Origin of the sequence: Pseudoalteromonas sp. THAF3 (assembly GCF_009363775.1) — a bacterium.
Lineage (GTDB): Bacteria > Pseudomonadota > Gammaproteobacteria > Enterobacterales > Alteromonadaceae > Pseudoalteromonas > Pseudoalteromonas ruthenica.
Window position 1 is genome coordinate 2,778,478 of record NZ_CP045418.1, and the last position, 24,154, is coordinate 2,802,631.

24 protein-coding genes are annotated in these 24,154 nt (G+C 47.4%); 10 read left to right on the plus strand and 14 right to left on the minus strand.

The genetic code is table 11. The annotated features are described in order from the left end of the window. Window positions 1-22: 22 nt before the first annotated feature. Entirely contained in the window at window positions 23-1,285 is a 1,263-nt protein-coding gene (locus FIU82_RS12890) for an EAL and HDOD domain-containing protein (protein WP_152441236.1), read from the minus strand. Between the two features lie 183 nt (window positions 1,286-1,468). Here FIU82_RS12890 and FIU82_RS12895 point away from each other — a divergent pair, with 183 nt between their 5' ends. The 3 genes from FIU82_RS12895 to FIU82_RS12905 all read left to right on the plus strand — a co-directional run bounded on the left by FIU82_RS12895 (window position 1,469) and on the right by FIU82_RS12905 (window position 3,677). Further along, a complete protein-coding gene (locus FIU82_RS12895) occupies window positions 1,469-2,167 on the plus strand; it encodes an ABC transporter substrate-binding protein (RefSeq protein WP_172972731.1) in 699 nt (232 codons plus the stop codon). A gap of 63 nt (window positions 2,168-2,230) precedes the next feature. After that, a complete protein-coding gene (locus FIU82_RS12900) occupies window positions 2,231-2,797 on the plus strand; it encodes an alkylphosphonate utilization protein (RefSeq protein ID WP_152441238.1) in 567 nt (188 codons plus the stop codon). Window positions 2,798-2,888: 91 nt separating this feature from the next. Further along, on the plus strand, window positions 2,889-3,677 hold the full coding sequence (locus FIU82_RS12905; protein WP_022945394.1) for an META domain-containing protein: 789 nt from the start codon (window positions 2,889-2,891) through the stop codon (window positions 3,675-3,677). 70 nt (window positions 3,678-3,747) lie between these two features. On the opposite strand, the gene FIU82_RS12910 is transcribed toward FIU82_RS12905, so the two are convergent. Next, window positions 3,748-5,940 carry an EAL domain-containing protein gene (locus FIU82_RS12910; protein ID WP_152441239.1) on the minus strand — a complete coding sequence of 731 codons (2,193 nt, stop codon included), beginning with the start codon at window positions 5,938-5,940 and terminating at the stop codon, window positions 3,748-3,750. A gap of 142 nt (window positions 5,941-6,082) precedes the next feature. Between FIU82_RS12910 and FIU82_RS12915 the strand changes: the two genes are divergently transcribed. Continuing rightward, window positions 6,083-6,622, plus strand: coding sequence for an SRPBCC family protein (locus tag FIU82_RS12915; RefSeq protein WP_157795500.1), 540 nt, complete (start codon window positions 6,083-6,085; stop codon window positions 6,620-6,622). After that, window positions 6,612-7,490, plus strand: a complete 879-nt coding sequence (locus tag FIU82_RS12920; protein WP_022945391.1) for a TIGR03899 family protein — start codon at window positions 6,612-6,614, stop codon at window positions 7,488-7,490. Before FIU82_RS12915 ends, FIU82_RS12920 begins: the two co-directional genes overlap by 11 nt. 43 nt (window positions 7,491-7,533) lie before the next feature. On the opposite strand, the gene FIU82_RS12925 is transcribed toward FIU82_RS12920, so the two are convergent. The 6 genes from FIU82_RS12925 to FIU82_RS12950 form a co-directional block, all read right to left on the minus strand. Then, window positions 7,534-8,292: a TIGR04219 family outer membrane beta-barrel protein gene (locus FIU82_RS12925; protein ID WP_152441505.1), complete on the minus strand. Its 759-nt coding sequence runs from the start codon at window positions 8,290-8,292 to the stop codon at window positions 7,534-7,536. A 12-nt stretch (window positions 8,293-8,304) separates the two neighbouring features. Further along, on the minus strand, window positions 8,305-9,291 hold the full coding sequence (locus FIU82_RS12930) for a DUF2333 family protein (RefSeq protein WP_152441240.1): 987 nt from the start codon (window positions 9,289-9,291) through the stop codon (window positions 8,305-8,307). 8 nt (window positions 9,292-9,299) lie between these two features. Next, on the minus strand, window positions 9,300-9,785 hold the full coding sequence (locus FIU82_RS12935) for a copper chaperone PCu(A)C (RefSeq protein ID WP_022945388.1): 486 nt from the start codon (window positions 9,783-9,785) through the stop codon (window positions 9,300-9,302). A gap of 132 nt (window positions 9,786-9,917) precedes the next feature. Further along, entirely contained in the window at window positions 9,918-10,064 is a 147-nt protein-coding gene (locus FIU82_RS12940; protein WP_253946322.1) for a PspC domain-containing protein, read from the minus strand. A gap of 206 nt (window positions 10,065-10,270) precedes the next feature. Beyond that, a complete protein-coding gene (gene dusA / locus FIU82_RS12945; RefSeq protein ID WP_152441241.1) occupies window positions 10,271-11,278 on the minus strand; it encodes a tRNA dihydrouridine(20/20a) synthase DusA in 1,008 nt (335 codons plus the stop codon). A gap of 161 nt (window positions 11,279-11,439) precedes the next feature. After that, window positions 11,440-12,438, minus strand: a complete 999-nt coding sequence (locus FIU82_RS12950; RefSeq protein ID WP_235045722.1) for a substrate-binding domain-containing protein — start codon at window positions 12,436-12,438, stop codon at window positions 11,440-11,442. Window positions 12,439-13,198: 760 nt separating this feature from the next. Between FIU82_RS12950 and FIU82_RS12955 the strand changes: the two genes are divergently transcribed. Beyond that, window positions 13,199-13,840: a LysE family transporter gene (locus FIU82_RS12955; RefSeq protein WP_152441242.1), complete on the plus strand. Its 642-nt coding sequence runs from the start codon at window positions 13,199-13,201 to the stop codon at window positions 13,838-13,840. A gap of 28 nt (window positions 13,841-13,868) precedes the next feature. On the opposite strand, the gene FIU82_RS12960 is transcribed toward FIU82_RS12955, so the two are convergent. Further along, window positions 13,869-14,477: a MarC family protein gene (locus tag FIU82_RS12960; protein ID WP_022943884.1), complete on the minus strand. Its 609-nt coding sequence runs from the start codon at window positions 14,475-14,477 to the stop codon at window positions 13,869-13,871. 115 nt (window positions 14,478-14,592) lie between these two features. On the opposite strand from FIU82_RS12960, the gene FIU82_RS12965 reads away from it, so the two are divergent. The 4 genes from FIU82_RS12965 to FIU82_RS12980 all read left to right on the plus strand — a co-directional run bounded on the left by FIU82_RS12965 (window position 14,593) and on the right by FIU82_RS12980 (window position 16,926). Next, window positions 14,593-15,027, plus strand: a complete 435-nt coding sequence (locus FIU82_RS12965; protein ID WP_022943883.1) for a transcriptional repressor — start codon at window positions 14,593-14,595, stop codon at window positions 15,025-15,027. A 73-nt stretch (window positions 15,028-15,100) separates the two neighbouring features. Continuing rightward, window positions 15,101-15,568, plus strand: a complete 468-nt coding sequence (locus FIU82_RS12970) for a chemotaxis protein CheX (protein WP_022943882.1) — start codon at window positions 15,101-15,103, stop codon at window positions 15,566-15,568. Next, window positions 15,565-16,002: a secondary thiamine-phosphate synthase enzyme YjbQ gene (locus tag FIU82_RS12975; protein ID WP_022943881.1), complete on the plus strand. Its 438-nt coding sequence runs from the start codon at window positions 15,565-15,567 to the stop codon at window positions 16,000-16,002. The genes FIU82_RS12970 and FIU82_RS12975 overlap by 4 nt, the downstream gene beginning before the upstream one ends. A gap of 381 nt (window positions 16,003-16,383) precedes the next feature. Further along, window positions 16,384-16,926: a DP-EP family protein gene (locus FIU82_RS12980; protein ID WP_022943880.1), complete on the plus strand. Its 543-nt coding sequence runs from the start codon at window positions 16,384-16,386 to the stop codon at window positions 16,924-16,926. A 5-nt stretch (window positions 16,927-16,931) separates the two neighbouring features. On the opposite strand, the gene FIU82_RS12985 is transcribed toward FIU82_RS12980, so the two are convergent. The 5 genes from FIU82_RS12985 to FIU82_RS13005 form a co-directional block, all read right to left on the minus strand. Further along, window positions 16,932-19,487 carry a serine/threonine-protein kinase gene (locus FIU82_RS12985; protein ID WP_152441243.1) on the minus strand — a complete coding sequence of 852 codons (2,556 nt, stop codon included), beginning with the start codon at window positions 19,485-19,487 and terminating at the stop codon, window positions 16,932-16,934. A gap of 9 nt (window positions 19,488-19,496) precedes the next feature. Beyond that, on the minus strand, window positions 19,497-20,480 hold the full coding sequence (locus FIU82_RS12990) for an FHA domain-containing protein (protein ID WP_045979202.1): 984 nt from the start codon (window positions 20,478-20,480) through the stop codon (window positions 19,497-19,499). Between the two features lie 111 nt (window positions 20,481-20,591). Continuing rightward, window positions 20,592-21,677 (minus strand): alanine racemase, encoded by a 1,086-nt coding sequence (gene alr / locus FIU82_RS12995; RefSeq protein ID WP_152441244.1) that lies wholly within the window; start codon window positions 21,675-21,677, stop codon window positions 20,592-20,594. 5 nt (window positions 21,678-21,682) lie between these two features. After that, the gene (gene dnaB / locus FIU82_RS13000) at window positions 21,683-23,062 is read right to left on the minus strand and encodes a replicative DNA helicase (protein ID WP_152441245.1); all 1,380 of its coding nucleotides are present in this window, start codon (window positions 23,060-23,062) and stop codon (window positions 21,683-21,685) included. A 129-nt stretch (window positions 23,063-23,191) separates the two neighbouring features. After that, window positions 23,192-24,145 carry a DUF4097 family beta strand repeat-containing protein gene (locus FIU82_RS13005; protein ID WP_152441246.1) on the minus strand — a complete coding sequence of 318 codons (954 nt, stop codon included), beginning with the start codon at window positions 24,143-24,145 and terminating at the stop codon, window positions 23,192-23,194. Between the last annotated feature and the right edge of the window lie 9 nt (window positions 24,146-24,154).

A 24,154-nucleotide genomic window follows, 5' to 3' on the forward strand; every position in this document is an offset into this window, starting at 1 on the left:
TCAAGGTCAGCATACTGTGTCGCTAGTCGCTAAGCAATTCCATGGTTTTATCGCAGTAAATTCGCGATTGTGACAGCGCTGCATACAATACCTGCGGTTCACTGGCTGGGCGAATGGTTTGCAGAATTTCCTCGGCGAGTGGCCACTGGCATTGTTCGCATGCGTACGCCAAGTTAAGAGCTTGGCCCAGCATTCCTTGGGCATTAAGCAAGGCACCGCTGAGCGCCCCATCAAGGGAGAATTCCTTGGCCAAGTTTTCCAGCGACACATCCAACACGGCATCAAGTACAGATAACAGCCCAAGAAGATAACCCTGCTCTACCATCGCCTTGCCTGCTGGCGACACTAATTCGGCAATAAGCTGGGCACGCATTAACCCGAGCTTAGTCAGCTCTGCAGGTTTTTGGGCGCCTAGTTCTCCCAGTGCGAGAACACGAATAAAGCGACGAATACTTTGCTCACCAAGGTAAGTCACTGCCTGTTGTAGGGAGCTGATATTGGCGCGCGTACCACTGAGGCCATTAGCCATTCTTAATATCCGCGCGGTCAACGAAACGTCGACACTAATGCGTTTGGCGATTTCTTTGAAATCAATTTCGGCACTCATGGTTAACTGCAGTAATTCAATAATCACACGTTTGGCAGGACTAATATTTTTAAATTCCAGCATCGCGGGTTTGGCAAAAAAATACCCCTGTAACAGATCGGCTCCGGCCCCCACCACAGCTTTTGCCTGCTCAGGGGTCTCAATGCGCTCAACAATAATTTGTGCTTGTGGATACACCATGCGCAATTTTTTTATCAGCATCACTGTACTGATAAGTTTTGGCTCCATTTCAATTTTAATGTAATCCACCAGCTCTAACAGTGGCTGCCACTTGGGATCTTGATCATAATCATCCAGTGCAAATCGGTATCCTTTTTTCTTTAAGGCACTGACGACATGAACAAGTTCAGAGACACCTCGGCTGCGCTCAACAATCTCAATCACCGTGTTATCTTTAGGAAGTAGCTGGGGGATTTGCTCAAGCAATGCGTCTGTGGCCAAGTTTAAAAAAGCAGGTAAGCCAGCACTGACTTTTTCAAGCCCTTGCAACAAAATAAGGTCGAAAAACATGCGGCCCGTGGCTTTTGAGTCTCCCATTCCTTGAGGAAAGCAATTTTGTGGCGAATCCCGATAGAGAAGTTCATAAGCAACTAATTCGCCGGTGCTTGAGAAAAGCGCTTGCCGGGCGACATATTGCTCCTCCAGCTGTGAAGGGGTCTGGGAGTCTGATTGTTGCATTTACCACCTGTCGCTAAACTCTTCGCTCTACTACTGATATAACGCTTAATCGGTGAGTTGTCACTGTAAAGTTTCACTTTCTTCTTTTCACACCTGCGCAATAGTTGAATTACCACTATGCTAGTTAGTAAATAGCTTAATTTCTTAAAACGAATGCGGTTCTACGTAGTTTGCTTATGTGTCATGGCCTTGCTGATTTCTTCATCGGTCAGTGCCCAGCCGTTAAAATATAATGTCAACGCCAGTGGAAGTTGGTACCCCTATGCTACGCAAAGCGCAAAACACCCAGGCATTGTTCGCGAATACATCGCGGCAGTAATGAGCGAAGCAGAGATTGCCAGCCAACATGTGAGTTTGCCTCCTAAACGCACCGTTCAGTCCATTCAAGCAAAGCAACTGGATTTTGAAGTCATCAGTCCTAGTTGGCTTTCCCAAGCGCAGCGCCACGACGAAAAGTTTGTATTCTCTGCACCGCTGTTTCCTGTCGATGAGTATCTAGTGGCCCTGACATCTAAAGTACATCAATACCAAACACGCGACAGCATTTTCCGCCAAACAGTGGGCACGGTAAGAGGGTATTACTATCATGATGATAATAGGTTCGAACGTATGGATTTTAATAGCGAACGAGAGTTGATCCTAGCTCTACATCGAGGTCGCATTGATGTGGCGATCATCGGCGATTTACCGGCTAAATATTGGGCTCATCGTTTGGGTGTTGATATCGTTTTAGGGGCTCGCCACTCAAGCGGACAGATGCATATCCGCTTGCTGCGTGAACATCAGCCGCTATTGCCTCGAGTGAATCAAGCAATTGAGGAGCTAAAAAGCCAAGGTTTGTATGAGAAGCTAAAGCAGCGATATGTCGCCCTTTACCTGTAAAACATTACCTTTTGTAAGGTTATTTTGGTTATAATTGCCATTTCTCCCTACCAAAAGTTAACTATGAGTATTGAACAGACCCTCAAACAGCGTAGTAATAACACCTGCGAACTATGCGCCAGTCAAGATAACCTCAGCGTCTATGCGGTACCACCTGAAGGCGAAGCCCATTCAGATAAAGCTATTTTAGTCTGTGCCACCTGTGCAGCGCAGCTCAATGGTGATGAGCAACTCAGCGCAACCCACTGGCATTGTTTAAATGACAGTATGTGGAGCCCAATCCCAGCAGTACAAGTTGTAGCTTGGCGGTTGTTGAATCAATTAAGTACCGAGCACGGCTGGGCCATGGACATGCTTGATATGCTGTATTTGGATGAATCTACGCAGCAATGGGCTCAGGCTGCCATCGCTGAAGAAGAAGATGTTATTCACCTCGACGCCAATGGCGTGCGCTTAAATGCAGGTGATACCGTGACACTTATTAAAGATCTAGATGTAAAAGGCTCAAGCTTGGTGGCGAAACGTGGCACCGCCGTGCGCAATATCAGCTTGACCTCTAACCCTGAGCACATCGAAGGACGTGTAGACGGACAGCGCATAGTCATTGTCACGCAATATGTAAAAAAATAAAAACCCCTCAGTGTCATGGCGATGTACTACATTAAGTACCTATTAATGCATATTTTCTTACACTTTCGTTAGCATTTAAGGAGTTTATGTAATGAGTATGAATGTCACTTTACCCGCCGTGGCTCTGACCACACTTCTACTTGGCGCTTGTAGCAGCTCAGTTGAGCCGCAACAGCAAAATATAGCTCCTGCGGTGCAGAGCAAAACCATGCAGGTTCAGGTTATGTACCGCGACCGCAGTTTGCTTCCGCCTGGGGCTGAGCTAAAGGTTACCTTGGCCGATGTTTCCTTGATGGACGCACCCGCAAAAGAACTGGCAAGTAAAACCCTGCCCTTGGAGGGAGCGCCCCCGTATAACGTTGAGCTCACCTTCGACTCGTCTGAAGTAATCGCCAATATGCGTTACAGTGTGAGTGCCAAAGTCACGCGTAATGGCGAGCTACTCTACATTACCACTGAGCACAACGATCCCTTTGGCACCGTGCAGTCACAAAGCCCAATCAAAGTCATGATGGAAAAAGTTGCGAAGCCCGATGTGTCTCTGACGAATACCTATTGGAAAGCCATCACCTTGAAAGGTAACAAGGTACAAGTAACTGAACGTGAGCCGCATATGCAGTTTCACGATGATGGTAAAGTAAGTGGTTACTTAGGCTGCAACAACTTTACTGGCCAATATGTTAAGGGACAACATTTCGGCTTGCGTTTTAAAGCAGTCGCTAGCACCAAGAAAATGTGTATGGACTCGATGGCGCAAGAAAGTGCAATGAGTGAAGCGTTAATGAACACGTTCAGCTACGACATCATGGGTGAAAAACTCGTTTTGCGTGACGAGCAAGGGAGCAACTTAGCCACCTTTCAAGCTGTCTATTTCAACTAAAGAAGCTACTGGGTTAACGCTGGTGTTTTAGCACAGCGTTAGCCCTAAATCGCGGCCAGCCTAGTGAAGGTTAGTTGCTCACCTTTAAGTAAGTATCAAGTTTTTTGCCATCTAGGGGCTGCGCATAGTAATAACCCTGCCCTTCGTGACAACCAATGGATTTTAGAAATTGCAGCTGTTGTTCGGTCTCAATACCCTCTGCAATAACCCGTAAATTCATTCTGTTAGCTAACGAGACCACTAGCTCGGCGATTTCACCGTTATCCTGTTCGGGGATCCCTTTAACAAAAGCTCGGTCTATCTTGAGCCGATCAAAGGGTAATTTGTGTAAGTAACTTAACGAGCAAAACCCAGTGCCAAAATCATCAATCGCCACATCAATACCGTAACTTTTGAGCTCATTAAGCGTGCGTGTAACCTGCTCAACCTCGTCCATAACAACGCTTTCGGTGATTTCCAACTCTATTTTATCACTGGGTACGGCAAAGCGCGCCAAGGTTTGCGCAACGCTCTGAGCATAATCAGACGCTTTAAACTGTGGCACCGAGACATTCACCGATATTTGCATATCAACGCCATGCTGGGCTAGCTCTCGCTGTTTGGCACAGGCCTGTTCAAGCACCCACTGGCCAATCTCTATAATCATCCCCGCGTCTTCAGCCAAAGGCACAAATACGGCCGGAGAAATAAACTGACCTTGTCCTATCGGCCAACGCAATAGTGCCTCACAACCATAAGGCTGCGCCGTTGCCAAATCTACTTGCGGTTGGTACCACACCTCTAGTTTGCCATCTGCAAAGTCTTCCCGTAGGCGTCTTATCATCGCCAAGCGATGGCTCACCTGCTCTTCCATTTGTTTATCAAAGTAGCAGTAACTATGGCTAATATCGGCTTTAGCATGACTTAACGCGATCGACGCTCGCTTTAAGGTGCCCAGCGCACTGCTGTCAAAATGAGGCTGAGTGCACAATCCAAAGGTAAAATTTAAATGCAGCTGATGCTCAGCCGCGATAAAGGGCGCACGCAACAACTGGTGTAATTGCGCAAAGGGGAGTTGCTCCTCATTACTTACTACAGCGAAGAGATCTGCGCCAAGCCGCGCTACGACTTGCGCCTGTTGATGCTGCCCTTGCAAACGCTGCGCCACAGCAACTAACAGTAAATTACCAATATCGTGGCTGAGCCCTTCATTGATGTCGGCAAACCGGGCAATATCAATCAGTACTAAATAATCGTGGGCGTTGGTGTTTTTTTGTAAGCGCTCCAAAGCGGCGATAAAGCCGTTACGTGAACATAACCCCGTAAGTGAGTCTTTAAACGCAACATTACGTAACCTGTCCACCAACAGCACATTGTCGAGGCCTACCCCCACATTGGTCAAAAGTAGGTCAATGTATTGCATCAGCGCATGCTCAATAATGTGCTCACCTTCAAGGCAAATGACATACTGCTGTTGTTTGGCACGAAAGAAAAAGCTCACAGAGTGTTCGTTGTGCTGATGCTGAGCTAATTTAAAGCTGGCTTTGATCTGTTCTTTTACAGAGGCCGTTAAAGCGCTTTCTTCGAGATGGTGGTGATGCACATTTTGATACTCACCGGTGCCCCCATAGACAATCTCCACGCCGTCATCATCTAAGCCACACACCACCCCTTGTTGCGGACCCGCTGTAAAGTGAGCAAGGTGTTTAATCGCTGCGCGACTCAAAGGCAGTAACTGGCTGAAATTCAGTATTTGCTCGCTTGCCAGCAGCACTTGGGAAAGAGCATGACTTTGCAAAGATAATTGCGTTACCTGCTGGTGCGAGCGCAAGGCCGTTACCATGGTAGTGGCAAGCTTCGAGCGGGTCAGTTCAGTTTTAGTGCGGTAGTCATTAATATCGTATTGGCGGATGATCTGCTCTTCAGGGGCATAACCTGGCTGCCCTGTACGCAACACAATGCGTACCACGTGATTTTTTAACTCTTCACGCACCCGTTTGGCAACAATTAACCCGGCATCGTCGCTTTCCATAACAACATCAAGTAACACCACCGAAATAAGCGGATTGTCACGCAAAATATCAACCGCTTGCGTACCATTAAAAGCGTGATGAAAGCGCAACCCCTTACCGTTGAGCTCAAAGTTAGACAAGGCTAACTCCGTCACTGAGTGTATTTCAGAGTCGTCATCAACAATGAGCACATCCCAAAACTCTTGGGGTTTAGCCGGCTCCTCGTCAAATTCTTCATTAAGAAAAATAAAATCACTACTTGGCGAAGACATAGCCTTCCTTCGAAACCGTAAACAATCGAATATTCACTTACTTAGATGAGCAATATTCACAACTACGGAGATAGAAAATTAAGTTCTAACAGTATAGTCTAATCTTTTGACTATGCTTTTTGTGTTTCTGCGCAGAGGTACTGTGATAACCCTAGCACGCAATGTAATAAAAACTCTAGTTTTACTCGCGCTCATCCTGGTGCTGATTGGCCTTGTCGCCAAGCAACATTATCGCGTTGAGCGCAGTATTACCCTGGATGTGCCAAGCGCAGCGATAAAGCCTTGGCTGTGGGATTTAACTCAGTGGCAACAATGGTTAGCGCTACGCCAATTCGACCAACAAGCTCGTTTAGAAGTTCGTGCGCAAGCCCAGGGAGTTGGCGCTCATTTAGGCTGGCAAGGGCAACGCTCCCGAGGGGAGCTAAGTATTGTCAGCGACAGTGCATCTACTCTCAACTATCAGTTACTGGTCAATAACGAATACCTCTCGCATGGCCAGTTTCAATTAATCAGTTCAGGGGAGCAGACCCGTATCTTATGGCAGCAACAAGGTGAAATCACTCTACCCGTCATTGGCCCCTATTTGGTCTGGTTTACCGAACATACCCTCGCTAACACCATGACTCATAGCCTAAATAATTTAAAAACAGTGGTGGAATTGGAGCACAAGGATGAGCAGTAAAACCTTCACCGCGCAAACCAAACTGGCGCAACTTATTGCCCAACGAGTTGGTTTTAAGATAAAAAAACAGCGCAACTCTTTACCTGTCCCGGCCCAAGAAGGGGGCTATTCCCGCCAAGGAGCTCGCCCCAGTGGGTTTGTATTCGATCAACGAGTGCCTCTTGCAGAACGAGCCCTTAAACGTGAAGAGCTCAAGCGCCTAAGGCAGCAACACAATATAGAGTCAATACTCGCCCAGGCCATGCAATACTGCCCAGACACTAAAACCGATGGCTATGTTGACCCTGATTGGTTTGAGCGCTTTATGTCGCTTGCCGAAGACTCCGCAACAGCGTCCATGCAGCAGTTATGGGCAAAAATTCTTGCTGGAGAAACGCTGGCTCCGGGGACCTTTAGTATCAAGAGCTTGCAAACCCTAAAGCAAATGACCCAGCGCGAGGCACTGGCTATACAGAAAGCCGCTGCACTGTGTGCTCAGCTCGACTTTGATCATTCTCATATTATTTTATTGGGTTATTACAAACGCCCGTCGTTATTCGACTTACTGCGCAAAGGCAATAAGGAGCAACTCAACTTGGCCAAGGCGGGACTCAGTTACCCTCAAATATTGACCTTGATGGATTGCGCTGTGCTGTATCGCAAAGAAATTGAGTCAGCGAACTTTCGCGCCAAACAGCAGCTAAAACTGCGCTTTTACGATACCTCATTAACGCTCACAGCCAAAAACAGTGACTTAGTTCTGAGCTACTACAAATTCACCCAAACGGGTGATGAATTAAGGCGGTTGCTGCGTGCCACATTGAGCCCTACGTTTAAGCAAGCAATAGAGCAAGCACTGCAGCGTGACTTCGAATTAGAGTGGTCATAAATACAGAAAAAGCGGCCTGCGCCGCTTTTTCAAAGTTTACTATTTAGAAGTGAACTTGTAGCCCTGCAAAGGGGCCTGAAACATCAATATCAGTATTGATATCATCAACATCATCAAGTTCAATCATCATCGCTCGGTAGCCTGCACGTACAGCCACATCCACCGCTAGATTATCAATAAACTCCCACTGCACCCCGACTTGGTAGTCATGCACGGTACTGTCATCTAATGCGAAAAAGCTGCCCTCAGCAAATGCGCTCAAGCCAGTAAAAGGTAAGCCCACTTCACCGCGACCATACACTAGCGGCACAAACCCTGAGTAATCAACGCGCACAGACGAACTGTTGTCGGCCTGGGCAACATAAATATCGCCGTCAAACTGTTTCGCGCTCAAACCTAAATCAATCGATACTGCATCGTTATCAAAAATCTCATAGTAAAGCACATAATCGGTGTGACTAAGCTCTGCATTAGTCATGATGTTGCTGCCTACAGCAAAATCGACTCCCTCAAATTCAAAGGTTTGGTTAAGCAGTGCTCCGCCACTGATGTCCATCTCGGTGTAACGTAGCTTGACGTTAGGAACCAAAGGAACTGGATGCTCCAATGCTGCGTAGTAGCTGGTGAAGGTTTCATCATCGAAGTTGAAATCTTGCTGCGCATAGCCTTTGCTGCCAAAGCTACCTTCTGGCTCAGCCTGCCAACCTTCGACCCCCACATAAAGGCCTAACACGGTATCGGCATGGGCCATTGGCGCCATCGCTGCAAGCGATAAACCTGCAGCCACAAAGTATTGTTTCATCATCTACCCTTTTTATCCTTGTGCGAGTAACTCGCTTAACTCAATTAGTGCCGCATTAGCACGAGAAATATAATTTGCCATCACTAACGAATGGTTAGCTACAAGGCCAAAGCCACTGCCGTTAAGCACCATAGGGCTCCACACAGGCTCTTGCGTTGCTTCCAGTTCGCGAATAATTTGCTGGACGCTTACCTTAGCATTTTTCTTTTCCAAAACATCGGCAAAATCGTGCTCAATAGCATGCAAGAAATGCAGCAACGCCCAGGTAGCTCCCCGAGATTCATAAAACACATCGTCAATTTCCCACCAAGAGGTGCGCACCTCTTGCTGCATGGGTGCATATGTCGCTTGATGTGCTTCGCGATCGCCAGCCAAATCGGTATTAACACGCTCTTGTCCTACGCTGGCGCTGAGGCGTTGGCTGAGGCTACCCAAACGCTTTTCAGCCTCTTTTACCCAAGTACGTAAATTATCCGCACGGGCATAAAACTGGCTTTGTCTGTCGTTACTGTCCGCGATTTGGCTACGGTAGACAATCAGGTAATCAATGCCTTTTTGATACTCACCTTCGGCACTGGGCCACATCCAAGCAGTGCTACTGATATTAAACTGCGGCTGCGCTTTTTTCAGTGACGGGTGCTCCGTGGATTGCGACTGTGAACGGCTAAAGTCTTTACGCATCGACAACGCTAAATCACGGGTCATCTCCAGCGCTCCGTATTCCCAAGCCGGCATGTTGTCCATCAACACGCTGGGTGGAGCCATATCGTTACTAAGGTAGCCACCCGGTTTGTCGAGTAATGTTTGCGCGACGTTAATCAACGTCGACGTGGTCACATAACCTGTTACTAAGCGCTCATTTCGTTCGCTAGCTTGCTGTTTTGCCTTTTCTACGACATCGAAGCGATCGGGCTCAATGCTCCAATAAACGGCAATGAGATAAAATAATAAAAACAATGCAGCAATGGCTGCGGCAATCTTTCCTTTATGCTGAGACATAATAACTCCTAGTGATGATGGTGCTGATGTTCATCGCTGTTATTGTCTTGCGACTGTTCAAGCAAGTTATAGATGCGTGCCTGTGTGAACACACGGTCGCCATCGGCAAAATACAGGGTCATTTTCAGTTGCTCACCGGCCACCAGTTTCTGACTTGGCGCAAATAGCATTAAGTGTAGTCCACCGGGTTGAAATACCAGGGTTTGGTGCGCAGGAACCTGTAACTCTTCAAGCTTACGCATTTGCATCATGCCATTTTTATGTTCATGAGTATGAATCTCCACACGCCCGAGGGTCTCGATCTCGACCTTTTTCAGTACGCGGTCATGATCGCTGTGGTTCATTAACGTAAGGTATCCTACCGAGCTCTCGCTAGCAGGTAAGAAGGTCCGCACCTTGGCTTCACTCACCATAAGTTCGCCATGAGCAGCACTGTGAAAACTGAGCAGTAACGACACTGCACAGATGAGGGTACCTAGGGTTGTACGCAGCATAGCGCTTCCTTGTTATGTTACTTTAACTGTACCCTAATATAGCTTAATGACGCCTGAGTGTCTGTAATAAAATCAGTGTACTAGCCGCAAATAGAGCGTTATTTGCAGCCATGGTTGTACGTGTTTATATGGCTAAACCACGATGTGCTCGTCAAACACGAAATGACAAATAAGGTAGATAGCTGCCACCAGCACTGGGGCATTTAAGAACAAGATCACCATCGCTACGCGGGTGAGCCAAACAGGTAGGTTATGACGTTTCGCAAACCCGGCACACACACACCCGACAACTTCTTATCCAAGGCATCGCGATAAAAGCGTTGATAGCTAGAGTCTCGCATGGAATACTCCTATTAGTTTAATTCACTAAGTGAGCATCAAGTTACATGCCAAAACTCATCACACTGAAAAATAAAGGGTTTCGATTTAAATCACCTTTATGTAATTAGCAAAATAGCTATTTTTTAGTGTATTTAGCAATAAAGTTAGCGGACAAAGCTCAGTGCTGTGACTAAAGTATCGGCCGTGGCATCTTGCTTGTGGCCATTTTCAGATAAATGACGACGGTAACCACGGGCACCTGGCATGCCCTGAAATAACCCCAACATATGCCGAGCGATATGCCAAAAGCGAGCGCCTTGGCGCATCTCGTCATCAATATAGCTAAGCATTTTTTCTGCTACCTGATGGCGGCTCAGTGTGCAACCCTCTAAGCCATATAATGCGGCATCTACTTCGGCCAGTAAGTAAGGGTTACTGTATGCTTCTCGGCCAATCATTACACCGTCAACATGCGCCAAGTGATGTTCACATTCAGCGATGGTTTTAATCCCCCCATTGATGCTGATATGAAGGTGGGGAAAATCTTTTTTAAGCTGATACACACGCGGGTAGTCAAGGGGGGGAACCTCACGGTTTTGCTTCGGGCTCAAACCTTGCAGCCACGCCTTGCGGGCATGAATGATAAAATCATCGCAGCCGACCTTGTGACTCGCCTCTATCAACGCCAGCAAGAACTCGTAACTGTCTTGCTCATCAATGCCGATACGGGTTTTTACCGTCACGGGGACGTCAGTGACCGCCTTCATTGCATCCACCCCCTGTGCGACTAGCTCAGGCTCAGCCATTAAGCAGGCGCCAAAGCGACCATTTTGCACGCGGTCCGATGGACAGCCTACATTTAAGTTGATTTCCGCATAGCCTCGTTGTGCCGCTAACTTCGCGCAATGAGCCAACTCGTCAGGGGTTGAGCCACCCAATTGCAGCGCCACTGGCTGCTCATGCTGGTTAAAGTGCAAATAGTCACCCTTGCCATGGATAATAGCACCGGTAGTGATCATCTCGGTATACAGCACCGCCTCTTTACTCATAATACGATGAAAAGTACGGCAGTGGCGATCAGTCCAATCCAGCATTGGCGCGACACTGAAGCGACGAAAAGTCGATTGTTGCCAAGAAGGGGTGAGTTGAGTCTGTGTTGTCGCTTCGTTCATAAACCTGTGCCTGCATTACCAAGAAAACCAACGGGCTCTTTGCGCCGAGTTGTGGGCGCGCAATTATACGTCAATCACACCCTGATTGGTATTATCTAGGCCAATACCGACTTTCACAGCAACCCGCACCTAAAGAGGTTCACTGATTTTACCTTTGAGTATTAATGGTTTTTCGCGCAGCTCTGCGCGTTATCAGGGGTGCAGTAATGAAAAGGTAAGTAATATTGCTCTTGTTCAGGAAGGTGTTGGTGCTTTACTGCATCATAAAGTAGCTGTGCGCCCTTACGGCCCATTTCATAAGGATTTTGACCTATATTCATGGTGCCAAGGCCGCTCGCTAACGCTTGCAATTGCAGTGTTTCAGTATCAGCAGAGATAATCACTCGCTGCTTCTTAGCTAGCTGCTGTTTAAACTCTGTCATCACCTGTTGATAATCAGGATTAAACTGTGCAAAGCCAGCGACGGCAACAAAGATTGTCGGCTGCGGGTAACTGATAATGGTGCGTAATTGCTTGAGGGCATCATCGCGACGCCCAGCAGTGAAAAGCGGACAACGAGGATGCTCCAGCCAACCATTCTCACCGTTCAAACGTTTGGTACTCCCTGACAAGGCATAACGCACACCGTCGATGCGCTTGTTTAAATTCGGCGTAGTGTGATGTCCCGATTGAATACACAAGGTTTGTGGGTGCTCTCGTTTAAACTGCTTTGCCGCCTCACCAAGTGCCACGCCAAAATCAAAGTTATTAGTGCCCACATAGGCTAAACGGTAAGTTTGATGTTGTGGTGCCAAGTCTGAGTCAAAAGTGATCACCGCAATCCCTTGCTCTTGGGCCTTTTTTAGCGCTCTGTTGACCAAGTGCTGCGAGTCGGTGGTAGACACCAATATACCGTCCACACCTTGAGCAACTAAATCTTGCACTACCAGTGCTTGGGTACGAGCGTCTTGGTAGTCATAAGCGCCATCATAAATACAGCGCAAATCGGCTTGGCGCTGGGCAAAGTCTTGACAACCTTTGAAGGATTGTTCATAAAAGCTGTCGTTCTTGGTTTTGCCTACGACGGCAAAGGTGTACTGGCCATAAGCAACAAAAGACAACATCGCGCAGAGCGCCGAAATAAGCACTAATGCTGATGAGCGAAGATTAAAACAGTGCAAAATAATTCCCAGTACAACTACCCAAGAAACTTTGGTTTAGAGTAGCTCATCCGGCATTAAAGGCAACATTTAGTTCACAAAACAAAAACAACTGATGATTATTTAAGCCACTGTACTCAAATGTGAATATAGAATCCACGAGCCAATCAGTGGTGTGATGCCCTCGATAATAGCAAATATCAGTCTAGATTATTTTAGGAGCTGCTTTAGCCCAATCACGCTCTTTGCAAGGCTGAAGCCTTGCCTACAATAAACCCGACAAAAATCGGTAGGTTGGGCTTTAGCCCAATCGCGCTCTTTGCAAGGCTGAAGCCTTACCTACAATACACCCAACAAAATCGGTAGGTTGGGCTTTAACCCAATTGCGCCCTTCGCAAGGTTAAAGCCTTGCCTACAACAGACCCAACAAGATCGGTAGGTTGGGCTTTAGCCCAATCACGCCCTTTGCAAGGCTGAAGCCTTGCCTACAACAGACCCAACAAGATCGGTAGGTTGGGCTTTAACCCAATCACGTCCTTTGCAAAGCTGAAGCCTTGCCTACAACAGACCCAACAAGAACGGTAGGTTGGGCTTTAACCCAATCACGTCCTTTGCAAAGCTGAAGCCTTGCCTACAACAGACCCAACAAAATCGGTAGGTTGGGCTTTAGCCCAATACAGATAACCTTGCAACTCAGTATCCAGCATGAGCGATGCTAGCCATGCAAACAGGCGTAATTCGAGATACAGTGTCAGGCCTAACCCGGTAAACGGAATAATCTATGGAGCTGTCAGCCTATTTACCCCAGTTATTGTCCATCGCTACGCCAGCAACGATCATGGCCATTAGCCCCGGCGCCGACTTTGTCATGATCACCCGCAATAGCCTAGTATATGGACGTCGTGCCGGTGTTTATTCGGCGCTGGGCGTGGGGTTAGCGATTTGGATTCACCTTGCTTATTCCATAGCCGGCGTGGCGCTGCTCATTGCCCAATCGGTGGTGCTATTCACGGTGATAAAATACATCGGCGCAGCGTACTTAATTTACCTTGGCTATCAAAGCCTGCGAGCAAAGCACCATATCGCCTTGGAGCTAGCGCACGAGGCAGCGCCCAGCAAAGCGTTATCCGCCTGCTCGGCTCTGCGTCAAGGTTTTATAACTAATGCCCTAAACCCCAAAACCACGTTGTTCTTTTTAAGTATATTTACTCAGCTGGTGAGCGCCGATACGCCCGTTGCCATCCAGCTTGTGTATGGGATTATTATTTCTTTGGCACACTTACTGTGGTTCGTGTTGGTAGCCATGTTTTTTAGCCACTTTGCATTTGTACACGCCCTACAACGTTATCAACGGCTTATTGAAAAAACCTTGGGTGTCATATTAATGGGCTTAGGCGTTCGCATTGCCACACTTAGCCAATAAGTAGCTTAGTTTTGGCAGCGGCCGCGAGTTACAGCGCGAAGTAGTCTTTAATGCCACCGAGAATATTTGTCACCGCCACGGAGCTCAGGATCAGCCCCATGACTCTGGAGATAATGCTTGCACCGCCATCACCAATGAGGTTATGTACGTAGCGCGCCAGCAAAAGTAACAATAACACCACGCCTAAGACGCTAAGCATCATTGATGAGGTAATGGCCTGCTCGACCCAAGTATATTCATTATTACGAGTCATCAGCACCGCCCCTAGCATAGCCCCTGGGCTGGCTATTGATGGGATGGCTAAAGGAAATATGGCGGTTTCTGTGGAGTCGCGCACACTTTTAATTTCCGACTCGGGCTTGCCTTCACCAAAAATCATGGTCAGCGCAAACAGCAGCAGTACAATGCCACCGGCAATCTGAAACGCCGCAAGCGGAATACTAATAGCGTTGAGCAGCAACTCACCGACAACGACAAACAGCAACAGTACTAACGCCGATACCAGCACCGCTTTGTAAGCCACTTTGCGCTTAAATGCGGCATCTTCGCCGCGCGTAACGGCAATAAATACCGGCACTGTACCTATGGGGTCAATTACCGCAAAAAAGAAAATAAAGGTGGCCAGTAATTCGTGCACACTTGCTCCTGAAAATTAAAACAAAATTATACCGCTCTCATGCAGACAGAGATAGTAATTTTTATGCGTCATAGTATGCTAGTATAGGTGGCGTTAAGATGAACGAAGGTTAGCTATGAATGTAGATGCGCTTGTCAGTAAAGCTAAAAGAATGTGCGACAGCAAAGGCGCCCGCTTTACTCCCATCCGTGAAAAAGTATTCCGTTTACTTGCCAGCACTAAAAGCGGTGTTGGTGCGTATGACTTATTAGAGCAATTAAAAGTGACAGAAACCAGCGCAAAACCTGCGACGGTTTATCGCGCACTGGACTTTTTAGCTGAACAAGGCTTTATTCATAAAATAGAAAGCACCAACGCGTTTATGTTGTGCCACCATTTTGATTCAATTCATCCGGTGCAGTTGCTTATCTGCGATCAATGCGGTCACGTAGACGAGCTGCACTCGAGCGTGCTGTCGCATGAGTTAAGTGAGCTCGCCTCACAAAGCGGCTTTAGTGTAAGCTCGCAAACTATTGAAGCGCATGGCATTTGTAAACGCTGTCAATCTTAGTAACAACTTGCTAGGGTAAAACACGTGCTGCAAGAACAGCAAAATTCACCTTCTGCGAACAAAGGTATGGACAATGAACGTCGAGTTTATTAACCCTTTTCTTTCTTCTTTGGTCAATGTGTTGGCCACGATGGCACAAACTGAACTAAAACCGGGTAAACCTCGCGTTAAAAAGGACGAGGTCGCGGCAGGCGATGTGTCAGGGTTAATCGGTATGGTCGGCCCTCAAACAAAGGGCTCACTCTCTATCACCTTCGATGAAAGCCTAGCGCTTACCATCATGGAACGTATGCTAGGCGAGCGCCCCAGTGCCATTAATGAAGAAGTGACCGACATGGTTGGCGAAATCACCAACATGGTTACTGGTGGCGCCAAAAACTTACTGGGTGAAAAAGGTTATGACTTTGATATGGCGACTCCAGCAGTGGTTTCAGGCACTGGCCACACCATTACCCACAAATGCGAAGGAACCACAATTATCATGCCTTTCACCTCAGGTGATGGCAATGCCCACATCGAGATCAGCTTCGACACCTTATGAGTTGGCAACAACACAGCATTACTTTAAGCGCAAAGCGCCGGGGCTTTCATCTAATTGATGAGGAAATTCTGCGCGCGCTGCCGCAAATTCAAGATTATCAGGTCGGCCTGCTGCATTTAATGCTGCAACACACCTCTGCAAGTTTGAGCATTAACGAAAACGCCGATCCCACTGTGCGCCAAGATATGGAAGCGCACTTTAACTGGGCCGCTCCCGAGCGCCAACCTTTTTATCGCCACACCTACGAAGGTGATGACGATATGCCCGCGCACATTAAAGCCAGTACTTTAGGGTGTGAACTCACCTTGCCAATCAGTCATGGCCAGCTGCAGCTCGGCACATGGCAAGGTATTTACCTGGGTGAGCACCGCGACCAAGGTGGTTCTCGTCGTATTGTTGCCACCTTGCAGGGACAGCTAATAACCTCTGGATAGCTTATTTTTCACGCTATCTACACTGATATGCGCTGTGCGCAGACTTTAGCTAAGGTTGGCGTGACATAAAGCGGTGTGGACCTGTCACTGTGCGGCGAAAAAAAACGCCAAAACTCCCCCAGTAATAGCTCTTCATCCTGAGCCCATAATTTCAACTAGGTGTCTGCGTCGCTGTAACAGCGCTCGAAAGTAAAAATTACTCTGTACTTAAGAACGATAACGCCTTGAACCCTATGCAGCATGCGCCTTTCATTGCCTCAATAAGTTGTTGCCTTACAAGCGATTACAAAAACTATACTTTCCTCACTTACGCGCTATAGTTATAGCCATTCCCAGATAAAGTAATCAAAAACGGTCCATTGTCTTAATAAGGAAATGATCATGTCTGAACAAGCCCCTGAAATCCAAGTCCCATGTGAGCCTGGTAATGTTTCGGTCCAAGAGCAGCTAGAGCTGATCCCAAGCGTTAACGAGCCTTGGCAAACATATGTTGTGGTTAATGGCAGTAAGCAAAATATCAACGGCCAAGACTACCCTATTCTATTCACTAACAACCCAGCTCATGCAGATTTACAACCGACTCAACATGCTGAATTAGTTGTCACCATTAGTGATAATGATTGGGAGTTTTTTGGCAACGGTGTGGAATACATAAAAAACTACAGCAACTGTAACTACAATGTCGACTCGTCTATCAGTGCCGATAAGAAGCAGCTGACTCTCAAGGTTCATCAAGTAGATACCACGTTTTGTTACGGTAAAGCAGACGACAGCCCTCTTGATCAAGTTATTGAGGTTGCCCCTTCGAGTACTGCTGAGCCATTGAGTATCGGTTTCCGCTTTACTGCGAAGAACACCGCGAACGGTAAATACTATATGTCGCAAGACCCTCGCGTGATAGTTCGCCGTCCAGATGAAGATTAATTAACTCAGTTCACACAGAGCTGAGAGTGGGAGCTGACCATCGCTCTAAACTTTTCAAAATCGCAAAGTGGTTTAAACCAAGGCTGTAAAAACCAGTTTTGGTGGTAACCACTTTTTAAAGCCTCTTCCACATAGTAAAGACTGGAGTTAAAGTCTCCGCCCAGTGCATGCACTAATGCCGCTGTATAACTTAACTCTGACTTATCTTCTGCCAACTTGAAACTATGCTTCAGTGATTTAATAGCTTGCTCGTTGTCACCCAATTGAGCATAGGCCTGCGCATTTTCAGACCACGCCAAGGCTGATTCACGCCCGTTATTTAGCTGTAATAAGCGCTCATACAGCTCTTTTGATTCCACAAGCTTACCGTTGAGCATATTTATGTCTGCCATATTGAGCATCATCCCAGTGTTTTTTGGGGAGCTCAACAGCGCTTGCTTGGCAAACTTTTCTGCCATAGGGTAGTTCTGCACCATCATGTAGGCGATAGAGAGGTTTGATAAATCAATGCTGTCACTATTCTCATTGAGTGTTTTGCTGTAGCTTTCTATCGCAGAGGTGAAGTCACCTTCAATTAAAGCAATATCAGCTAGGTACTGGTGAGTTCTTCTATCACTAGGGACTTTTTCAACTAAATCAGCGAGCAAGTTTTTCGCTGACTGAAAATCACCCAGCCAATACAAAACGAGCGCAAGCTTCCTTTGTAACCGCAAATTGGGTCTCAAGCTCAACGCTACTTCTAACTTATCTCTGGCCTGTTTATCTTCACCCTCAGCAAGCAGAATTGAAGCCTCCAAATTCAAAATAGCAGCTTGGTCATGACTCACTTTGGTTAACATATCCAAAGCATGCTTGGCCTCTTCTATTTGCCCCAGCTCTATATTGAGCAGCACTAGGCTTTTGTAGTAGCTGGACAACTTTTTAAATTCACCTGGGGCATTATGGATTGCTGAAATTGCCTGCTTAAGATAAGTTTTTTCATGGGTTGAGTGATACAGCTGCAGCGCAATTTCACGTAGAAGGTTATAACCCTCGACACTGGTTGCACTCTCTTTGACCGTCGCCAGACTTTTCTCAAACATCTCCGGCGTTGCTACGTTGTCGACATAAAACAACGTATACATCTCAAATAATGGACTGTTACTTTTCATTGTTGATAGCGAGCGATACTGTTCACTATCAATGCCCGGGGAAATAAGGCGTGCAGTATTGTATTTCGCCACGTCATGTAAATTAGTTGTGCCTGCAATATCTGTCTGCCACTGCATACTCTCCTGCACTTGCCAGTTGGGAGCACGTAGCGTACTTATTTCAACGCTACAGTGGCGTTGCTGACAATCCAACGAGCTACTAATCAGGGTATCGGCGCCGGTGTAGTCGGCCAGCATCTGAAAGTAGCTTTTAGGGTCTCTAAATTGATCACTATCTCGGCCTTGCGCCAACATATTCATTTCTGCACGGCTAACTAATTGCTGGTCTTGCTGGAGCAACTGCTGCCACATAGCACTTTGTACCGAGCCTTTCAAAGCGCTTTCATAATGCTTAAATTCATCAGGTAGGTTATAGATCTGAGTGGGTAGAATCGCGACCACAGGCTGGTGTAACAGATAAGGGCGTAGCAAGTAGCCTCCCACCAACACTGCCGCACAGACAAAGGCCATCACAAGATAACGCCAACGCAACTTCTTTGCTCTTAATGGTGCGCTTTTCTGCGTGCTATTTGATGGTGTAACCGGTTCTGTTTGCTGCTCTAGAATAGCGGCTTGAACTCGTTGTTGCAGTAACTGCTCAAACTGTTTGCTAAAAGGGCCTCGGCGCAGATTTAAGCGCGCCGCAGGTTTTACGCTAAGCGCTTGGCCTAATATTGCTTGCAACTGCTGCGGTAATTGCGTGGTGCTGAGATCTAAGTGGTGTCCTTGCAATATTGCCGCGCTGATATCTTGGCCACCTTGTCCAGCAAAGGGGTGCTCGCCTGTTAGTAATTCAATTGCAACAACGGCAAACGAGAACCAATCGCTGTGGTGACTAAGTGCTTGCCCTTGCAACTGCTCAGGTGACATATAGCCCTTAGTACCTGCGCTTTGACTAACATGGCTGTTACCGCCCACGAAGCCAGCAATACCAAAATCAGCCACTTTGACTTGCCCAGCTTCACTGATCAAGATATTGCTCGGTTTCAAGTCACGGTGAATAATGCTGTTGCGATGCGCATGCTCTAAACCCTTAGCAATATCCACCAGCATAGCCAGCTTTTGTTCAAGCGTTAACACATGCTGCTTCTGGTATTGCAGCAGGTTTTTACCGCGACAAAACTCCATCACTAAATACTGCTGGCCATCGCTTTGGCCACAGTCAAATACTTGAATAATATTGGGGTGATTTAAGCGTGCCAGAAAGCGCGCTTCACTAAGGGCATCTTCGTCTAATTCACTGTCACCGCTAGTATTAAGCACCTTAAGTGCCACGGTACGTTCTAGTTTAGTATCAAAAGCTTCGTAGATGGTGCCCATGCCGCCCTGGTACACCACTTTATTCAATTCATAATGAGCAAGCGTGCGCATAGAGTTTCCCTAGTTGGAGGATGCGCGTTTAACCGACTCTTCGAGTTGGTGGCCTTTATAGATTTCGAAATTACTGGCGCTAAAGCGCACCTTACGTAGTTTACGCTCGATGATACTATCGGCATCCTCTATATGCGCAAGGGCATCGCTAAATTGCTTACGGGCGCGGTGAATTTGAATGTTTAGATAGCGAGAATCGATACCCAAATCGCGGGCTATCACTTCAGTTTCGACCCAACCTTGACTGAGCTCATGTACGCCGTTGGCGGCATCTTGAGCCTTATAACGGGCCAAATTTAACGTTAGATAATGATGGCAACGCTCATGCAAATCAATTTCCTCACCTGGGCCTCTGACCGTAAGCTCTGCAGATTCTTCATCTAGGGTAAGGTGAAAAATAAAGTTTAAGTCGGCTAACTGGGTATTGCTTACATCACGCAGCGCTGTGGCTTCTTCCAAATGGCTTAAATGCAATTGATAGCTTCGCTGGCTATCACTGAGTTGATCGTTCTCTATTAAAATAGTGTGATCAAGCATCGGCCCATCCAGGTGCTCAAAGCACCAAAAACCACTCTCACGTTGGTTAAATACGGCTATTTCTGGGGACTCTTCAGGGATAAGGTTGTAATTTGCTAGGCAAATAAACTCCGAAGTAGGCTTGGCGTATTCATCAAGGACGATCAATAAGTCTTGCGGCTTATCTAAATTCGCAACTTTGAATTGCTTGCCATCATTTCCTGGCAGAGCAATCACATCATGAAGCTTAAGCGTTTGGCTGTGATCTTTATCTAAGCGTTTGCTATTAAGCCAAGTGCCGTTACGGCTGAGGTCACGAACCTGCCATTCATTCCCCTGCCATTCAATGATGGTATGAATTTTCGACACGCTAGGATCGCTGATCAGCGTGTCTACACTGTACTGAAAACGCCCAAAGCTATGGTGGGCGTGCAAATAGATCACATTGTCCGTATCCGCTTCGATAAGGTAAGCCATAATCGCTCCGAGCGCCTTTTGTACCTAATTATTATTATAAGGGATGAGTGGCTTATTCTCTGCTTTTTTCGAACAAAAATAAACAGCTGCTTAACAATTGTGGGAATAGTATCAGCTTGATGCGATATATTGATAACTAACGCGCGGGGTAATATTGCATAGAAGTTCATAAGCGATGGTGTCGGCGCAGGCGGCAATTTCTTCAATGGCTAACTCGCGTCCCCACATAATGGCCTCATCACCTACTGCAACAGCGCTGGGGTCTGGGCCAATATCAACGGTGATCATATCCATAGACACGCGCCCAACCAACGGGTAGCGCTGTGCGTTTATAAGCACAGGCGTACCGTTTTGAGCATGACGCGGATAGCCGTCTCCATAACCAATGGCCACCACCGCCAGGTAGGTATCTTTGTCGGCTCGCCAATGTCCGCCATACCCCACCGGCTCGCCCTGGCGTACCGGACGCACAGCAATCACTTCGCTACTGAGGGTCATCACGGGGGTCAGCTGCAGTTGCGCAGAAAAAATATTTTTCACGGGCGAGACACCGTACATCATCAACCCCGGGCGTACCCAATCACCGTGACTATGCGGATAATTAATGATGGCGGCAGAATTCGCCAAACACAGCGGCTCAGGTTTATCGGCTACTAAGGTTTGAAATAACTGCAGCTGGGCCTCATTGTAGGCATCCTGATTGTCATCTGCACAAGCAAAGTGAGTCATTAGATTTACTTCATCTTGCACATGAGGGCAATCTTTTAAGCGGCGATAGAAGGTATTGATGCTGTCTGGGTTTATGCCCAAACGATGCATGCCGGTGTCTACTTTTAACCATACTTTAATGGCCCCTGCTAACTGGGCCTGCTCTAGGGCTTCAAGCTGGTATTCATCATGCACCACTGTTTGGAAGTTATTAGCCAACATAATTTCGATATCGCTGGCTTTAAAAAAACCTTCCAGCAACACAATGGGCTTAGTAATGCCACCGGTGCGCAGGGCCAGAGCCTCTTCAATGCGAGCAACGGCAAAGGCATCGGCATCGGCGAGCTGTTGCGCAATAGGCACTAAGCCATGGCCATAGGCATTAGCTTTAAGCACGGCCATTACTTGGCTATCTGGAGCAAGACTTTTAACGCGCGCTAAATTAGCGCGCAGGGCACAAAAATCAATGGTTGCGGTTGCCAACGCCATAGTGGTTAATACTCGTCGTCCATCGCCGGGCCAGCGTAATTATCAAAGCGTGAGTATTGCCCTTGGAAGGTTAACCTGACCTTACCAATAGGACCATTCCGCTGCTTACCAAGGATAATCTCTGCAGTACCTTTATCTGGACTGTCTTCGTTGTACACCTCATCGCGGTAGATAAACATGATTAAGTCGGCGTCCTGCTCAATTGACCCCGATTCACGCAAATCCGAGTTAACTGGGCGCTTATCAGCACGTTGTTCAAGTGTCCGGTTCAACTGTGAAAGCGCCACAACAGGACACTCGAGTTCCTTCGCCAGTGCTTTTAATGAGCGCGATATTTCGGCAATTTCTAAGGTTCGGTTGTCCGATAAGCTTGGTACCCGCATTAATTGCAGGTAGTCGACCATGATCATGCTAATGCCACCGTGGTCGCGAGCAATTCGCCGCGCGCGTGAGCGCACATCGGTAGGAGTTAGGCCCGAGGCATCATCAATGTACATTTTGCCTTTTTCAATCAACAAGCCCATGGTTGAGGACAAGCGTGCCCAATCCTCGTCGTCCAGCTGGCCCGTTCTCACCTTGGTTTGGTTTATGCGCCCGAGCGAGGCGAGCATACGCATCATGATTTGCTCTGAGGGCATCTCCAACGAGTAAATAAGCACCGGCTTATCTTGGGTCATCGCCGCATGTTCGGCCAAGTTCATGGCAAACGTGGTTTTACCCATGGATGGGCGCGCTGCAACAATGACTAAGTCCGAGGGCTGCAAACCCGCAGTCATCTGATCAAGGTCAGAGTAACCGGTACTGACTCCCGTAACCCCGTCTTGTGGCGACTGGTAAAGCTCTTCAATTTTATCCACGGTCTTTTCTAGGATAGTGTGGATATTTTGCGGCCCTTCAGAGCTTTTAGTGCGCTGTTCAGCAATTTTGAATACTTTGCTTTCTGCAAAGTCGAGCAAATCATGGCTGCCGCGCCCTTCGGGGTTAAACCCGGCTTCGGCAATTTCATTGGCAACACCAATCATTTCGCGGATCACCGCCCGCTCACGCACAATAGCAGCATAAGCGCTAATGTTAGCGGCACTGGGAGTGTTTTTAGCTATTTCACCGAGGTAAGCGAAGCCACCCACACTGTCGAGTTGATTGTTTTTCTCTAACGACTCAGAAATAGTGATCAGATCGATAGGCTGGCTGTCTTCAACCAAGCGCTCCATAGCCTCAAAAATCAGTCTGTGGGTACGCGTATAAAAGTCCTGAGCCACGACCAACTCAGCAACACGGTCAAAGGCCTCGTTATCGAGCATTAACCCACCAAGCACGGATTGCTCGGCTTCAATGGAGTGGGGAGGAACTTTTAGGCTATCAACCTGTTTGTCTATTTTTGCCATACATACTCAAAAGGCGGGGTGAATGGCTTTATTTTATCGGCTTGGCATCGCAGTGCAACAACTGCTTCGCTTTTTTGCTGACTGGTAAACAAGAAAAATAGCGAGCCCTAAGGGCTCGCCGAGGTTGGGTTAGTTTTTACGTAAGTGGGTGTTGCCACTAATGGTGGTTACTTGCACTTCGGCTTCGCCTTGGCCTAGTGTGAAGTGCAGGCTTTCACCCGTACCATACTTGGCTTCCACGGCTTTATCATCGCTCAGTTCGTTGCGAATATCGCCGCCAGCATGGGCTTCTAAATCAAACCGTGCTGACAGATCGCTGGGTAGGTAGAGGTCCAAATCACCACTGACGCTCTCGGCGCGGATTTGCCCGTCGGTATGAAGCTTCGCCACACGGACCTCAAGCTCGCCATTGACGGTATTAATTTTTAAGCTGCCTAGGGCTTGAGCATTGAGCTGTAGATCACCGTTGACGTTTTCAAAGCGGATATCTTCAGCGCGGGTGCTCGATTCCACGTCGCCATTGACTAAGGTCATTTGTAATTGCCCTTGTGAATCAAGGTCGTTGATATCACCATTGACGGTTTGATAACGGATCTCTCCAGCTAGGTTTACGCCGTCAATATCGCCATTTACGGTCTCTAAATTGAGCTTGCCCTGTAACTGCTTGGCGTCAATATCGCCATTCACCGTTTCCACACGGGTATCATTGTGCAGTTCACTGACTATCACATCAACACTCACCCCTTCCATCACCAAGGCACTGGCATGGGGCATGTATATGGTTAACTTAGACCCCTCGTCATTATCATTATTATGCCCCCAACCTTGATTGTAGCGCTTGGGCATATCAACAATAAAATCCGTACGCTGACCACGGTTCTCAAGAGTATAACCCTCGGCTTTGTCATCCAGCTCGCCGGTCACTTTAAAGGTGTTTTTGTCCCAACCTTTAATAGTGACTTCGCCACGTTGGTTATCGATATAAATACGACCATCCTTTGGCACGTCAAGTTGCTCATCAATTTTTTCGCCAGCGAAGACCAAAACCGGGGCTAGCGCTAATGTATAAATAATTGCTTTCATTGTTATGCT

What these genes read in the sequence shown, in the direction of transcription:
- FIU82_RS12890 (WP_152441236.1), bottom strand. Translation starts at nt 1,285, where the DNA reads ATGCAACAATCAGACTCCCAGACCCCTTCACAGCTGGAGGAGCAATAT.
- FIU82_RS12895 (WP_172972731.1), top strand. Translation starts at nt 1,469, where the DNA reads ATGGCCTTGCTGATTTCTTCATCGGTCAGTGCCCAGCCGTTAAAATAT.
- FIU82_RS12900 (WP_152441238.1), top strand. Translation starts at nt 2,231, where the DNA reads ATGAGTATTGAACAGACCCTCAAACAGCGTAGTAATAACACCTGCGAA.
- FIU82_RS12905 (WP_022945394.1), top strand. Translation starts at nt 2,889, where the DNA reads ATGAGTATGAATGTCACTTTACCCGCCGTGGCTCTGACCACACTTCTA.
- FIU82_RS12910 (WP_152441239.1), bottom strand. Translation starts at nt 5,940, where the DNA reads ATGTCTTCGCCAAGTAGTGATTTTATTTTTCTTAATGAAGAATTTGAC.
- FIU82_RS12920 (WP_022945391.1), top strand. Translation starts at nt 6,612, where the DNA reads ATGAGCAGTAAAACCTTCACCGCGCAAACCAAACTGGCGCAACTTATT.
- FIU82_RS12925 (WP_152441505.1), bottom strand. Translation starts at nt 8,292, where the DNA reads ATGAAACAATACTTTGTGGCTGCAGGTTTATCGCTTGCAGCGATGGCG.
- FIU82_RS12930 (WP_152441240.1), bottom strand. Translation starts at nt 9,291, where the DNA reads ATGTCTCAGCATAAAGGAAAGATTGCCGCAGCCATTGCTGCATTGTTT.
- FIU82_RS12935 (WP_022945388.1), bottom strand. Translation starts at nt 9,785, where the DNA reads ATGCTGCGTACAACCCTAGGTACCCTCATCTGTGCAGTGTCGTTACTG.
- dusA (WP_152441241.1), bottom strand. Translation starts at nt 11,278, where the DNA reads ATGAACGAAGCGACAACACAGACTCAACTCACCCCTTCTTGGCAACAA.
- FIU82_RS12955 (WP_152441242.1), top strand. Translation starts at nt 13,199, where the DNA reads ATGGAGCTGTCAGCCTATTTACCCCAGTTATTGTCCATCGCTACGCCA.
- FIU82_RS12965 (WP_022943883.1), top strand. Translation starts at nt 14,593, where the DNA reads ATGAATGTAGATGCGCTTGTCAGTAAAGCTAAAAGAATGTGCGACAGC.
- FIU82_RS12970 (WP_022943882.1), top strand. Translation starts at nt 15,101, where the DNA reads ATGAACGTCGAGTTTATTAACCCTTTTCTTTCTTCTTTGGTCAATGTG.
- FIU82_RS12975 (WP_022943881.1), top strand. Translation starts at nt 15,565, where the DNA reads ATGAGTTGGCAACAACACAGCATTACTTTAAGCGCAAAGCGCCGGGGC.
- FIU82_RS12980 (WP_022943880.1), top strand. Translation starts at nt 16,384, where the DNA reads ATGTCTGAACAAGCCCCTGAAATCCAAGTCCCATGTGAGCCTGGTAAT.
- FIU82_RS12985 (WP_152441243.1), bottom strand. Translation starts at nt 19,487, where the DNA reads ATGCGCACGCTTGCTCATTATGAATTGAATAAAGTGGTGTACCAGGGC.
- FIU82_RS12990 (WP_045979202.1), bottom strand. Translation starts at nt 20,480, where the DNA reads ATGGCTTACCTTATCGAAGCGGATACGGACAATGTGATCTATTTGCAC.
- alr (WP_152441244.1), bottom strand. Translation starts at nt 21,677, where the DNA reads ATGGCGTTGGCAACCGCAACCATTGATTTTTGTGCCCTGCGCGCTAAT.
- dnaB (WP_152441245.1), bottom strand. Translation starts at nt 23,062, where the DNA reads ATGGCAAAAATAGACAAACAGGTTGATAGCCTAAAAGTTCCTCCCCAC.
- FIU82_RS13005 (WP_152441246.1), bottom strand. Translation starts at nt 24,145, where the DNA reads ATGAAAGCAATTATTTATACATTAGCGCTAGCCCCGGTTTTGGTCTTC.